A 14,308-nucleotide genomic window follows, 5' to 3' on the forward strand; every position below is an offset into this window, starting at 1 on the left:
CCGATGAGGCGCGTCATCGTCACCGTTCCACCCGAACGCTTCGTTTCGGTCGATCAGGCTAAACAGCACTTGCGGGTGGACGGTGGCGATGACGACCTCCTGATTACGGCCTTCATCGATGCCGCCACCATGCATATCGACGGCCCAGATGGTTGGCTAGGACGGGCGATTGGTGTCCAGACGCTCGAAGCTGGATTGGACGGGTTCGTTTACGAGCAGATTTCGCTTCCATATCCACCTACACTCTCGGTCGAGGGCATTGTGTACGACGATGCCAGCGGTATCGAGCGCGTGCTTGATCCCTCAGCATATGAGTTCCGCGGCGGTGTCATTGGCTCCGCTTGGGGCAATTCATGGCCCACTACGAAATTGTGCCGTGGTCCGAGCCGATCGGTTCGTGTCACCTACCGTGCAGGATATGAAACCGTCCCGGCACCGATTGTCGTCGCTATCCTGATGATGGTCGGTGACCTCTATCGCTTTCGCACGACGGCATCTGACATGAGTATGGCGACATCCGTCATCCCGATGTCTGTCGGGGTGGAAACCCTGTTGCAGCCCTATCGGGTATATCGCGCGTGACGCTTGACCCTGGGACGCTAGATCGCCGCATTCGGATCGAGCGGCCGATCGCAGATAATGGCTTCGACGGCGCTGGCTCTGGCGCATGGGAGCCTGTCGTCACCGTCTGGGCCAGCGTAAAAGATGCGCTGCCAAGCCGAGGTGACAAGCTGGCCGAGGGCATAAACATGTCTGCGCGGCCTGCGCGGGTGCGCATGCGCTTTCGTGAGGACATCACTCCGGACATGCGGTTCATTTTCGGCAGCCGCATCATGCAGATCGTCTCCGGCCCGGCGGAACTGGGTCGACGTGAGGCGCTGGAATTCATGGTCGAGGAATATAGGCCAGCAGGCAATCCGGCCTGATGGTTAAGGTCAGGGGCAAGAGTGAGGTTCGCGCTTACATGGCGGCCTTGCCAGCCCAGATTACCAGCGTATTGCGCGGTGCGGCGCGTGCGGGTGGCAAGATCATTGCCGATGAGGCGAAGGCGCGGGTCATATCGCAGGAGGTAGCGGACGATATCGTCATCCGCAGCCGCATGGATGACGGGCGCATCGTCGTCACCATCACGGTGAAAAAGGGCTTCAGCTGGTCGATCGGCCTGTGGCTGGAGCAAGGGACCGACGCGCATTTCATTACCGTCGATGATCGGCAGCGTGGCGGGCGCGGCATTCGGCGCATCAATCAGCAGGTGCGCGAGGCCGGTGGCGATGGATCGCTGGTCATTGGCGGCCAGTTCGTCGGCAAGACGGTCTGGCATCCCGGCGCGCAGCCGCACCCGTTCCTGCGCCCGGCGCTGGACGTGAAAGAGGGCGAGGCGATCCGCGCCGCCCAGTCTTACATCAATGCCCGGATCGCCAAGGGCCGGATCATCGGGCGGCGGGAGGATGATCATGACGATCGAGGGTAGCGACATCATCGGCGCGCTGCTGCTGGAGGGCGCAGACCTGATTGCCGTCGTTCCCGCCGATCGCATCAGGGCGGGCCGACTTCCAGAGGGCATCCCGCTCCCCGCCCTGCTGGTCAGGGGCGTCAGTTCGGTCGCCCGGCAGCCGTTGAAGCGCAACGGGCCGGTGCGGCGCACAGATCGCGTGTCGGTCACCGTGCGGGCCGACAGCCATCGCGACCGCAAGGATATCATATCGCTGGTGCGCCGCTTCTGCGCCTTTCGCACCGGTCAGTTGGGCGGCGGGCAGAATGTGTCCGTGCTGAGCGCCGGGACCGGTCCCGACGTGAACGGCCCCGGCGACAGCTTCGAGAAAACACAGGATTTCCGCGTCAGTTGGGACGCGGAAGATTAAGCAGGAGACTGACATGTCCACCAAGAAGGCCAAGGTGCTGCGCGATTTCAAGGATGCGGGCACCGAAAAGACGTTCGCGGCCGAAGCCGTTGTCGACCTGACCGAAGGCGAGTTCGCCAACTATGCCGCCGCTGGCCTGGTTGAGGCCGCCAGCGCCACCGACGCCAAGGTCGACACCAAGAAGGCCTAATCACCTTGTCCGCCCGCGCGGACGCTTTCGCCGGCTGATCCGGCAATCCATTCAGGAGTATCATCATGGGTTCTAGCACTGCTGCGGGTTCGACGATCGCCTTTTCGGCCGCCGCCCCCGCCACTTTCGACGCGGCCGGTTACGGCGCGCTTACCTTCACCGAAGTCGGTGGCGTAGAGTCCATCGGCACGCTTGGTGCTTCCACCGGCAAGGTCGATTTCCAGCCCCTGAAGGGGCCGAGGGAAAAGCATAAGGGGTCGACCGACTATGGTTCGCTTCAGCCATCCATTGCGCTGGACGACGCGGACGCCGGTCAGACCCTGATGAAGACCGCCGCCGAACCTGACAATAATGCGCTCTATTCGACCAGGGTGATCTATCCGAGCGGCGCTAAGCGGTTCTTCCAGAGCCGTGTTTTCGGGTGGCCGGAAGATGTCGGCGGCGCTGACAGCATCCTGATGGCAAAGCCGACGGTCGAGATCAACACGAAGATCGTCAAGGTGGCCGCGACCTAACAATCCACCAGTTTCCGGCGCTCCTGCCGGTTCATGCGCATCAACCCGCCCCGCATATCGCGGGTTTGCGGGGCGGGTTGATGCACCCTTCCCGCGAAAGGAAAATATCCATGTTCGACATTACCAGTCAGGCGGCGATCGACACCACCGCCGTTCACCTCAAGGGCCGCGATGGCGAATTTCTCTATACGACGGACGGCAAGCCGGTGCAGATCGTCATCTACGGTCCCAGCTCCAAGCAGTTTTCCGTGATCGAGGCGCGCCAGACAAACCGCGTGCTGAAGCGCATGAACGATAATGACGGCAAGCATACCGCCGTCGCGCCCGAACAGCGCGCCGCCGAACAGGCCGAGGATCTGGCGGAATTGACCGTCTCGTTCGAAAATCTGGCCTATCCGCCCGCTGGCACGCTCAAGGGCAAGGAATTGTTCCAGGCGCTCTATGCTGACAGCACGCTTGGCTTCATTCCGCCCCAGATCATCAAGGCGATGAAAGACTGGGGAAACTTCAAGCCCGGCTCGACCGGGAACTAACCCTTTATATCCGGCAGATGGCGTGGCTCAATGCCACGCCGAAGCCACCACCGGGCAGCAAGCGGGCGGCGGCGAAAGATCAGCCGCCGCCGGTCAGCCGGATAGACCAGATGAAGCGGAACAAGATCGTTCCGCAGATGCCGCCCAATCCCGCGCCGCATATCATCACCCGACTGGTGGAAATCGGCCTGACCGAAGCCGCCGGCATGGGCGCCGGGCCGATCAGCTGGCAGAGCATAGATGCATGGTGCAACCGCACCGCCATCGACCTGTCGCCCTGGGAGGCCCGGCTGCTGCGGTCGCTGTCCGTTTCCTATGTGGCGGAGGGGCGCAAGGCGGAGAGCGAGAATTGCCCGGCGCCCTGGCGTCACGAAGTGACCGATCGGGAAAAGGAAGTCGAGGTTCAGCGGTTGCAGATGCTGCTGGGCTGACTTCGGTTGCGACCGGCGGAAATTGTTTTAGGTTCGCCGCCTCATCATGGAGCGGGGAGACATATGGGTCTAATCATTATCGGCATCGTCTTGTTGCCACTCATCATAATGTTCTTTTCGAAATTCGGTCGCAACAAAATGGCCGACGCTTTCTTCGCCCTGGGCGATATTCGCGGGAAGCCGATAAACTCCCTCATTCAAAAGGTGGGTAAGCCGAACTCCATTTCGTCAGCCGCAAACGGCAATATGCTGTATCAGTGGATGAAGATATCCGGCAGGCGGTCAGCACATTATGCAATTCTGGTCGACCCTGATGGAAACGCCATCGGGTACACGCACCAACATACCACCTGACTACTTTAGCGGGTGACGACGCGGCCCTGACGGGCTGAACAATATTTTGCGGTTTCGATCAGGCTGCCGGGATGGTCCCGGCGGCCTTTTTTGGCGTGGGGTTTCTGGATGGACGACAGCGACAGCCCCGGCCTTGGCGTCGGTTTTGCGATCGACCCTGAAGGTTCGTTCGATGTCCTGCGCCAGTTGCAGGCCGCGATGGACAGCACCGAAGGCAAGATCATCGCCGAAGCGGCCCGGATCGAGGCGGCCACGGGCAAGATGATCAATCTGGGCGGCGCCACCGCGCAGGTCACGTCCTTCAGCAACGCCACAACCCGCGACATGGCGATCGTCGCGCGCGAGACGGCCCGTGCCGAAAAGGCTGGCGAAAGCCTGTCGCGCCAGTTGGAGCGACAGGCGGCATCGTTCGGCAAGACGCGCGAGGAAATGCGCGCGATGAAGGTGGAGGCTGCCGCGCTGGCAGCGGAACAGCAGGGCCTGACCGAACTGGCCACCCGCCTGCGCGCGCAAGAACTGGCGCTGTACGAAAAGGAATTTGCCGCCGCACGCAAGGCCAGCCAGGCGGCGGAAGCGGCTGCCGAAGATAAGGCCGTCGCCGCAGCGCAGGCCATCGCGACGGCCGAGCGCGAAGCCACCGCCACGCGCGAAGCAGCATGGGCCTATGACATGTTTCAGGCCAAGGTGCGTGAGGGCGCCAAGGCGTTGCGCGAATTGGAGGCGGCCGAGCGCGCCGCGTCGCTGGAGGCCGAAGCCAAGGCCGCGCGCGAAGCGGGTTTCGCCTATCAGATGTTCGAAGCCCGTGCCCGCGCAGGCGCAAAGGCCCTTCGCGAAGTCGAGGCGGCGCAGGCGGCGGCCGATCGCGAACGCGCCAGCGCCATCAATGCGGCCGACAGCTATGCGGCAAAGCTGGAGGCGGAGACGGCCGCCATCGGCAAGAATGCGGCCGAGCTGCGCGCGATGGAGGTCGCCAAGCGCGCCGCCGATGCTGATGGCGCAGGCCTTGGTGATCAGGCAGAGCGCATCCGGGCCGCCGGTGCAGCCTATGCGCAGGCGACCGCGCAAGCGCAGGCCCTGGAGGCCGAACAGCGTCGGTTGGCCGATGCCAGTCGGGAATCGGCAGAGGCCGCCCGTCAGGCCGCTGCGGCGCAGGCGGCGCAGGATGCGTCCGTCCTCTCCCTGCGATCGTCGGTCGATCCGCTGTTTGGCGCGCAACAGCGCCTGAGCCGTGAACTGGAAGAAGCGGTACGCCTCTATCGTGCCGGCGCGATCGGACAGGAAGAATATGAGCGCAGCTCGACCATATTGGGTCAGCGCCTGGATGAGGTCGCACGCGCACAGGCGCGGCAGAATGACGGGATGGATGATGTCAGCCGCCAGTCCAAGCTGTCGGCCAATGACCTGACGAACATCGCCTTCCAGCTTCAGGATATCATCGTGAGCCTGCAAGGTGGCCAAAAGCCGCTGACCGTGCTGATGCAACAGGGTTCGCAGCTGGGCGGCATCATGATGCAGACGGGGGCCAGCGTCGGCGACATGGTGAAAGCCATCCTTGGTCTGGCCATCGTCACGACGCCGACCGCAGCCGCCGTTGCGGCCCTGACTGAAGCGGAAGCGGCGCAGGCAGCAGCCCAGATCGCGGCAGCAACGACCGGTTCGGCCGCTGCCATCACCACAGCAGAATTGGCCGTCGCCAATGAGGCGGCTACCGCGGCGGCGGCACGCAATGCCGTCGCCCAAGATACGCTGGCCCTTGCTGAAGCGGCTGTGGCGAGCGGTGCTGTGGCGGATGCAACCGCCCTTGCCGCGCTGGCCGCAGCGCAGACGGCAGCAGCTGCTACCGCAGCAGAATTGGCGGCTGCACAGGGTGTTGTCGTTGGCGCGGAAGCGGCGGCCGCCGGGGCTTCTCAGCTTGCCACGGCCGCCGCCGCCGAACTGGCAACGGCGCAGGCCGCCGCCGCAGCAGCGTCGACCGCCGCCGCAGCATCTGCAACGGCGGCGCTCGCTCCATGGCTGATCGGCCTTGCTGCCGTTGCCGCCCCCTTGGCGCTGGTAGCGGGTGGCATAAAGCTGTTGCAGAACACCGCGAACGAAGGCGCGGACATGAAGAAATATGCGGAATCTCTGGGCCTGACCGCCAAGGAAATCCGCAATCTGGACGACGTGACGGTGACCTTCGGCGACACCACCAAGGCCGTGTTTCAGGTTGCCGGGTCCGCGATCTGGGGCGTCATCGGCCCGGCTGTGACCAAGGTTTGGGACGTGATGAAAGAGTGGACCGCATGGGTCGGCTCTGGTGTCAAAACCGCAGCGAATTTCATCATCGGCTATTATGTCGCCTCCTTCAACGCTGTTCGCAAGACATGGTCTGCATTCCCCGCTGTGATGGGTGACCTCTTCTACAGCGCGGTCAATATGAGCATCGGCGCTATCAACTGGATGGTTCAATCGTCCGTCGATGCGCTCAACGGCTTTATCTCTACCGCCAATGGTGTGCTGGAAAAGGTCGGGCTGAAGCTCCCCACGCTCAGCGCGCCCCAGATCGACAAGGTGGAAAATCAATATGCTGGTGTGGCGAAGTCGCTGGGGAAATCTTTGCAGGATGAGATGATCAAGGCCACGAGCGTCGATTATCTGGGCAACATGGCGTCGGCTGCGTCGAATGCGATCGTCAAACAGGCGCAGGACAATGCCCGCGCGCGCATCAAGGCGCAGGCCACGGAAAAGGGCTATCTCGATCCCGAAAAGCCGAAAACCGACAAGCATGCGGAATCGCTGGCGCGCGAGGCGGAGGCCACCGAAGCGCAAATCCGCAATCTCTATGCGCTGGCCGATGCCTATAAAGTGTCCGGCGCGGCGGCGCTGATCGCCGAAGCGCGCGTGAAGGCCGAGAGCGCGGCGATCAAGAAGCGCGGCGATATTGAGGCGATGGTGGAACGGCAAATCCGGCTCGCCATCGCGCAGCGTGTTGCCGACGCGGCCAAGAATACGCTGGCCGCCCGTGAACAGGCCAGCGCGCAGGAACAGGTCAATGCGATGGTATCGGCGGGCCTGATCCCGGCGGAGCGGGCCGCGACGATGGTCCGCGACCAGATTGCCGACCTGCCCCTGCTGGCCGCCCTTCAGGTGGCGCAGCAGCGTGGCTATGCGAAGGAGGTCGAGGCGGCGCAGCAGGCGCTGGACGATCAGCGCGGCGCCCGCGAGCGACTGACCGCCGCAGAGCGCAAAGGGCAGTTCAATAGCGACATGGCCGCTGGCGCCGACCAGTTGGCCACGCTGGAAAAGGAATTGTCGCTGATCGGCGCGACCGATGCCGCCCGCGTCCATGAGCTGGCCACGCTGAAAGCGCAACAAGAAGCCAAGGCCAAGCTCTATGACCCGGCGGATGCGGCGGCCTATGTCGCGCGTCAGGTGGAAATCGCCGACGCGACTGAACGCAACCGGCAGGCACAGGATAGCTATAATGACTCGCTGACCTTTGCGGCCGATCAGTGGGACATTTTCGCCAATAATATTTCCACCGCCGCGCGCGGCATGGCCGACGCCTTTGGCGATGTGGGTCAGGCGATCGGCGACATGGCGTCGATCTATGCGGATTATCATGCGACGGCCGAGCGTCTGGAGAGCGAGCGCGCCGCCCGCGTCCGCGCCGCCGGGGACGATCAGGCAGCGATCGAGCGCGCCAACGCCCGCTATTTTGCGCAGACCGCCACGTCGCAGGTCGGCCTGTATGGCGACATGTCCAGCGCCGCCAAGGGCTTTTTCAAAGAGGGTTCGGACGGTTACAAGGCGCTGGAAACCGCCGAAAAGGCGTTCCGCGCGGTGGAGTTCGCCCTGTCGGTGCGCGCCATGGCGCAGGATGCCATCGAAACGGCATCCTCGATCGCCAAGAGCGGCGCGCGCACCGCGACCAAGGCCGTTGAAGCTGTAGTCACGGCGATATCCTCCCTGCCCTTCCCCCTCAACCTGGCTGCCGGCGCGGCGACGATCGCCGCCCTGGCCTCGATCGGCGTCGCCATCGCCGGGTCGTTCGGCGGCAACAAGAATACGCTGGAGAAGGCGAACGATGGCACCGGCACCGTGCTGGGCGATGTGACGGCCAAGTCCGACAGCATCAAGCGGTCGATCGACGCGCTGAAGGAAGTCGACACGGTGATGTTGACCTATTCGCGGCAGATGGCCGCTTCGCTCAGTTCGATCGAGAGCCAGATAGGCGGTTTCGCCTCGCTGGTGCTGCGCACGGACAACGTCAATGCCTCCGATGGCGTGGCGGAAGGCTTCAAGTCGAACGCGATCGGTTCGGTGCTGTCCAACATTCCCGTCATCGGGGGCCTGCTGGGCAGCCTGTTCGGCACCAAGACGACGGTCATCGGCAGCGGCCTCTATGGCGGCGCGCAGACGCTGGAGGATATCCTGTCGGGCGGCTATGACGCCTCCTATTACAGCGACATCAAGAAAAAGAAGAAATTCTTCGGCCTGACCACGTCGACCAAATATTCGACGCAATATAGCGATGCTGATGCTGAACTGGAAAATCAGTTCACGCTGATCCTGCGCCAGTTCAACGACGCGATCCTTGCCGCTGCCGGGCCGCTGGGCGCGTCGACCGATGAAATATCGCAAAAACTCAATGGCTTTGTGGTCAGCATCGGCAAGATCGATTTGCAGGGCCTGACGGGCGATGAGATCGAGGAAAAGCTGAACGCCGTGTTCGGCGCGGCGGCCGACGACATGGCCAAAGCCGCCTTCCCGACCATCGCGCAGTTCCAGCAGGTCGGCGAAGGCCTGTTCGAAACGCTGGTGCGGGTGGCATCCACGGTGGAGAGCGTCACCGCCTCGCTGGGGCTGCTGGGTTCCGGCGCGGTGGGCATGAGCATCGATCTCAAAATGTCGCTAGCCGACTATTTTGACAGCGTCAGCGACTTCACCAGCGCCGTCGACAGCTATTTCGAGGCCTATTACACGAAGGAAGAACAGGCCACGGCGCAGGCCGCGCAGTTCGCCACCGTGTTCGACAGTCTGGGTCTGGCCATGCCCGATACGCTGGCGGGCTTCCGCGCCCTGGTCGAGGCGCAGGATTTGACGACGGCGGCCGGTCAGTCGACCTATGCGACCCTGCTGCAACTGGCGCCTGCCTTCGCGGATCTGCAATCGGCGCTGAACGGGGCGAAAAGCGCCGCCGACATATTGTCCGAGCGGTCTGATCTGGAACGCCAGTTGCTGGAATTGCAGGGCGACACGGACGCCATCCGCGCGCTCGACCTGGCCAAGCTGGACGCGAGCAATCGCGCCCTGCAAGAACAGATTTGGGCGGTGCAGGATGCGCAGGAGGCGGCCGACGCCGCTGCCCAGTTGAAGGACGCCTGGACTTCGGTCGGTGACAGCATCCTGGATGAGGTCAACCGTATTCGCGGCATCACCGATGGCAGCGCCACGGGCAGCTTCGCCACGCTGCTGGGCCAGTTCAATGCCGCCACCACGGCCGCCAAGGCGGGAGATCAGGATGCGGCATCCTCCCTGCCCGGCCTCTCGCAGGCGCTTTTGACCGCCGCCGAGATGAACGCCACCAGTCGGCAGGAACTGGACAGGGTGAAGGCGCAGACGGCCGCCGCGCTGCAATCGGTCTATGATGTCATCACGGCGGCCAATGGATCGTCCAGCACGGATGCCAGCGGGGCCACGTCCACCAGCGCGGTGCTGGCCGCCGCATCGACCGCCAGCACCGCATCGACCGCGTCCAGTGCGGCCAATGATGATGTGGCGGCGGCAGTAGAAAGCCTGCGGCAGGAAGTCGCCCAGATGCGCAGCGATATGAATAGCGGTCAGGCGCAGATCGCCGCCAACACCGGGTCGATGAAGAAGACGCTGGACAATGTCACGTCGGCCAGTGGCGGCGAAGCGGTCAGCGTGGCGGGTGTCGCTGCATGAGGGTAGAGCTGGACGGCGGCACCGTCATCGAAATCGGCGCGACGGAAGCCGCGCCGACGATCGGCATCGTCGATTATAGCCGCCGCGAAACCGATGATTTCGGCGTCACCACCGTCGTTCCGCGCGGCTTTGCGCGCACCATGTCGGTGCGGGTCAAGGTCGATACGGACGATGTCGACGCCGTCCAGCGCCAGCTGGCGGCCCTGCGCGCCACGCCCGCCCGCTGGGTGGCCGATGATCGCTTTGACGCCCTGTCCTTTACCGGCTTCTACAAGGAATTTTCGCTAGACCTTGCCATTCCTCCAGTCAGCTATTGCACGCTGACCATAGAGGGGCTGGCGCAGGACGTTGCCTATCCGGACCCTGGCACCGATCCGGCGCCGGATCATCGGGCGTCGACGCTGCGCCTGTTGCAGCCCGTCACGGTCACCGATGCGGTGCTGGTGTCCTCCACCATAGACGAGGATGATTATCCGGCCTGGTCGGGCGCGGCGACCTATGCGCTGGGCGCGCGGGTGATGGTGGCGGCGACGCACCGCATCTATGAGAGCGCGGCCGACGCCAACGCCGGCAATGATCCGACCGCGTCGGCGCTGTGGATCGACATAGGCCCAACGAACCGGTGGGCGATGTTCGACCAGGCGCTTGGGTCACTGAGCGAGGCTGACGCGCCGATCGTCGTCCGTCTCGATCCGATCGGTTCGGTCAATGCGGTCGCGCTGCTGGACGTGACGGCGGCCACCGTGCGGGTGGAGGCGGCAGGCTATGACCGGACGCAGGTAGTGGCGTCGTCGCCCGGCGCGACGGTATTTCTTGACCTGCCCGTCACAGTCGGAACCATCACCGTCACGATCTGGGGCGCGGGCGACCTGTCGGTGGGCACGCTGCTGATGGGCCAGCTGGTCGGGCTAGGCCTGACCGAATCGTCGCCCACGGCGGCCATCACGGATTATAGCCGCAAGGAAACCGACGATTTCGGCGAAGTGACGCTGGTCGAACGCGCCTGGGCAAAACGCATGTCAGTGCGGGGGCTGATCGACACGGCCGCACTCGATATCGTGGCGGGGCGGATCGCCAATGTGCGCGCGCTGCCATCGCTCTGGATCGGTGACGACGCGCTGGAAAGCGTCACGGTCTATGGGTTCTTCAAGGATTTCTCGATCGAGGTCGGGGAGAATGTCAGCACCCTGTCCCTGTCGATCGAGGGGCTGAGCGCGGCGGCGAAGGTTGCGCCGATCGTCAGCGGCGATGACATCACGGTGCCTTGGGAGAATGTCAGCGACCCTGACGGCACGAAGCCGGATGACAATGCGACTGTCGGCGCGCCGGATGACACCAATGTTGGCGATACGCCGGCGCAGGACGTGGCAGCCTCGCTCAAAGCTTTGGGCCTTACCACCGACCCGGCGGAGATTGTTAGCGGTGCGCAGGCGCTGGCCGATGCGGTCAAGGCGCTGGCGCTGGCCACCAGCGCCGACGATATCGTGGCCGGGGCGCAGGCGCTGGTCAATCGGGCGCGATCGGCCGACATGGCGGCTCTTGAGCAGATGATCCTCAATCAGGAGCGTCGCGAGCGGTTTGATGACCTGACGCATATGGGCGGCATCCCCGTCGGCGCCAAGATCACAGAGGAATCTGTGGCGCGCGTCGAAGGCGATGAGGCGCTGGCGTCCAACATCGTGACGCTGGAAGCGGTCATGACGGTCGATCAGCAGGCCGTGCGGGCGCTGATCCAGCAAGAGGCTACCGCGCGGGCCACTGCGGACAGTGCAGAAGCGCTTTCGCGGGAGGTGCTGATTGCCGAGGTTCGCACTGAAATGGCTGACGGCAATGCGATCGTGCAAAGCCAGATCGAGAATGAAGCGATCGCGCGCGCCAATGCGATCGAGGCCGAAACAGAGCAGCGCGAGCTGGCGATTTCAGAGCTTCGCGTAGAGGTCGACGGGCAGATTGATTTCGTCTCCGCAGCCATCGCCAGCGAGGCTATCACGCGGGCGAATGCGGATGCGGCGGAGACGCTTCAGCGGACGCAGGCGATTTCCACGCTGCGGACGGAGGTTGATGGTCAGATCGACGTCGTCACGGCGGCAATCTCGACTGAAGCGACCACCCGCGCTACCGCCGATGCGGCGGAGACAGAGCAGCGCGAGATTGCCGTATCCCGCATCGACAGCGACATGGTCGTGACGCGCGCGGCAATCACGTCGGAGGCCAGCACCCGCGCCACGGCAGATGCCGCCGAGACGCTGGCCCGGCAGGCGGCCATATCGACGCTCCAGACCGCCGACGCCAACCTGAACGCGGCGATCGTCACAGAGGCCACGACGCGCGCGACCAACGATGCGGCTGAAACCGCCCTGCGCGAAGCGGCGATATCGTCGTTGCAGAGCACTGACGCCTATCTGAATGCAGCGCTGACCACTGAGTTGACCACCCGCGCCACGGCCGATGCCGCCGAAGCGACGGCCCGCCAGGCGCTGGCGGCGACCCTGACCAGCGACATTGCCGACGCCAATGCCGCGATCGAGGATGAGGCGACCGCGCGGGCCACCGCCGATCTGGCCGAAACCAGCGCGCGCAACACGGCGATTTCGACGCTGCAAACCACCGTCAACGGCCAGATCAGCGCCGCCATGGCCGCGATCACGTCGGAGGCCACAACGCGCGCCAGCGCCGATCTGGCAGAGACGACGGCGCGCAACGGGGCGATATCGGCCCTGACCACCACCATGGACGGCCATGTCACCGATCTGGAGGCGGCGATAGCGAGCGAGGCGACGACGCGGGCGACAGCTGATGCCGCAGAAACCTCCCAGCGCGAGGCGGCGATATCGTCTTTGCAAAGCGCCGACGCCTATCTGAATGCCGCTTTGACGACAGAGGCGACCACCCGCGCCAGTGCGGACGCCGCCGAAGTGACGGCCCGTCAGGCGCTGGCGGCGACCCTGACCAGCGATATTGCGGACGTATCGGCGGCGGTGGAGACGGAAGCTGAAGCGCGCGTGAGCGCCGATGGCGCCCTGGCCTCACTCCTGTCGGCGGTACAGACCACCGTCGACGGCCACACGGCCGAAGTGCTGACCCTCATGGAGTCCGTCGATGGCCTCAGCGCGCGCTGGGGCGTGCGCATCACCCGTTCGGGGCCGGGTGGCGAACCGGTGGTGTCAGGAGTGCTGCTTAATGATGACGGGGAGCAATCTGACTTCTCTGTCCTCGCCGAGAGGTTCCGTGTTGTGTCGAACGGAACTGGCGACCGCTATGAATTTGGCGATGGCAGGCAGGTAATCATCGGCGGGTCTGTGATGACAATCACAGGTAAGCCTTTCGGCTCTACAGACCAGTTTATCGAATGGACCGGACCGATCGTTTCGGACCTGTCCGAATGCACCCAGGCTAACGCCATCAAATTTGTCCGCGTCGATGGCGGCGCCTATTTCGGCGGCGGGCTGTCGAGCGGCACGCTCAAGAATGAAGGCACGTCCAGCACGATCAGCGAAACGGCCTTCATCATTGTGGGGCCGTTCGCCAGCAATGGTGGCCCGGTCAACGTCAACATGTCGGCCACCTTCCAGCATAATTACGAGTGCAGCGCGGGGACTGGCGCGATCACCGGGTCGGGCGGCGGCACGCTGACGCTTGAGTGGAGCAGCGACGGCGCCGCCTGGACGTTCCTGACGACGATCGGCGTCAATGAGAGCGAGCGGTTTGTCAGGGTCGATGGCGATCCATCGGTCAGGGACATCGTTCGGTGGGCGATGAGCGCGGCCGGCACCTTCACGTGGACGCCCGGCGCCCTGGCGGGCGTCTATATCCGCCTGCGCTGGTCCAGCTTCTCCGAGCCGAGCCTGATCGGCTCCAGCATCATGAACACGGCCAAGTCACAGCGCACCTCCGTCATCGCTGTCGAACAGCCCTGACCTCCAAATAAATTCGAAAGGACAAGCATGGCGATCGACGATCAGCTTTCGTCGCTGCTGGATCGTACCGGCACGATTCTGGCGCGCCAGAATGACTGGGCCGATGGTCAGGTCATGTTGCTGGCCGGATCAAAGGACGATCCGGACAGCTACAACGCTGTGGGCGGTAAGGTCGGCGACCTGGGCTATTATCCCGTTCGGAACGTCAACGGTCAGACCGTCTATATGCCGTGCATAGAGCGCCAAAAGGTCATTGCGGACGGCAATGTCGCGGTAGTCACCGCCCCCGCCATCAAGCGCACGCGGGGCCAGTTGACGCTCAATGAGGTGGGCGGCCGCACCGACAATGACGACAATTCGGAACTCGCTGCCGAATGGCTGGACGATTGCGCAAAGAACCAGAGCGAAGCCATCCTGGCAAAGGATAGCGATCTCGACGGGGCGCCCGGCACCTATTTCGCCAAGCCCATATTGGTGAACCCGAAGAAGCCGCTGAAAATCACTGGTCGACCCGGCACAACCATTCAGGGCGTGACGGATGTCTGGGCCAATGAAACCGATCCAGTGGATTCGCGCGC

At 63.9% G+C, this 14,308-nt stretch carries 12 protein-coding genes; all 12 read left to right on the top strand.

Annotation, left to right across the window (positions count from 1 at the left end; all coding sequences use genetic code 11):
- Nucleotides 1-3 precede the first annotated feature (3 nt).
- Entirely contained in the window at nt 4-582 is a 579-nt protein-coding gene (locus BMX92_RS02380; protein WP_177184903.1) for a head-tail connector protein, read from the top strand.
- On the top strand, nt 579-926 hold the full coding sequence (locus BMX92_RS02385) for a head-tail adaptor protein (RefSeq protein ID WP_093011171.1): 348 nt from the start codon (nt 579-581) through the stop codon (nt 924-926). Before BMX92_RS02380 ends, BMX92_RS02385 begins: the two co-directional genes overlap by 4 nt.
- Nucleotides 926-1,471: a hypothetical protein gene (locus BMX92_RS02390; protein WP_093011174.1), complete on the top strand. Its 546-nt coding sequence runs from the start codon at nt 926-928 to the stop codon at nt 1,469-1,471. Before BMX92_RS02385 ends, BMX92_RS02390 begins: the two co-directional genes overlap by 1 nt.
- On the top strand, nt 1,455-1,862 hold the full coding sequence (locus BMX92_RS02395; RefSeq protein ID WP_143066710.1) for a hypothetical protein: 408 nt from the start codon (nt 1,455-1,457) through the stop codon (nt 1,860-1,862). Before BMX92_RS02390 ends, BMX92_RS02395 begins: the two co-directional genes overlap by 17 nt.
- A gap of 13 nt (nt 1,863-1,875) precedes the next feature.
- Nucleotides 1,876-2,052 carry a hypothetical protein gene (locus BMX92_RS27260; protein WP_177184904.1) on the top strand — a complete coding sequence of 59 codons (177 nt, stop codon included), beginning with the start codon at nt 1,876-1,878 and terminating at the stop codon, nt 2,050-2,052.
- 65 nt (nt 2,053-2,117) lie between these two features.
- On the top strand, nt 2,118-2,567 hold the full coding sequence (locus tag BMX92_RS02400; protein ID WP_093011180.1) for a hypothetical protein: 450 nt from the start codon (nt 2,118-2,120) through the stop codon (nt 2,565-2,567).
- A gap of 110 nt (nt 2,568-2,677) precedes the next feature.
- Nucleotides 2,678-3,100: a hypothetical protein gene (locus BMX92_RS02405; protein WP_093011183.1), complete on the top strand. Its 423-nt coding sequence runs from the start codon at nt 2,678-2,680 to the stop codon at nt 3,098-3,100.
- A 17-nt stretch (nt 3,101-3,117) separates the two neighbouring features.
- Nucleotides 3,118-3,531 carry a phage tail assembly chaperone gene (locus BMX92_RS02410; RefSeq protein WP_093011186.1) on the top strand — a complete coding sequence of 138 codons (414 nt, stop codon included), beginning with the start codon at nt 3,118-3,120 and terminating at the stop codon, nt 3,529-3,531.
- A gap of 63 nt (nt 3,532-3,594) precedes the next feature.
- The gene (locus BMX92_RS02415; protein WP_093011189.1) at nt 3,595-3,885 is read left to right on the top strand and encodes a hypothetical protein; all 291 of its coding nucleotides are present in this window, start codon (nt 3,595-3,597) and stop codon (nt 3,883-3,885) included.
- Between the two features lie 108 nt (nt 3,886-3,993).
- A complete protein-coding gene (locus BMX92_RS02420) occupies nt 3,994-9,813 on the top strand; it encodes a hypothetical protein (RefSeq protein ID WP_093011192.1) in 5,820 nt (1,939 codons plus the stop codon).
- A complete protein-coding gene (locus BMX92_RS02425; protein ID WP_093011195.1) occupies nt 9,810-13,730 on the top strand; it encodes a hypothetical protein in 3,921 nt (1,306 codons plus the stop codon). The genes BMX92_RS02420 and BMX92_RS02425 overlap by 4 nt, the downstream gene beginning before the upstream one ends.
- A 27-nt stretch (nt 13,731-13,757) precedes the next feature.
- Nucleotides 13,758-14,308 (top strand): hypothetical protein (locus BMX92_RS02430; RefSeq protein WP_143066711.1); only part of this gene is annotated, 551 nt, incomplete at its 3' end.

It is taken from the genome of Sphingobium sp. YR768 (genome assembly GCF_900111125.1).
Lineage (GTDB): Bacteria > Pseudomonadota > Alphaproteobacteria > Sphingomonadales > Sphingomonadaceae > Sphingobium.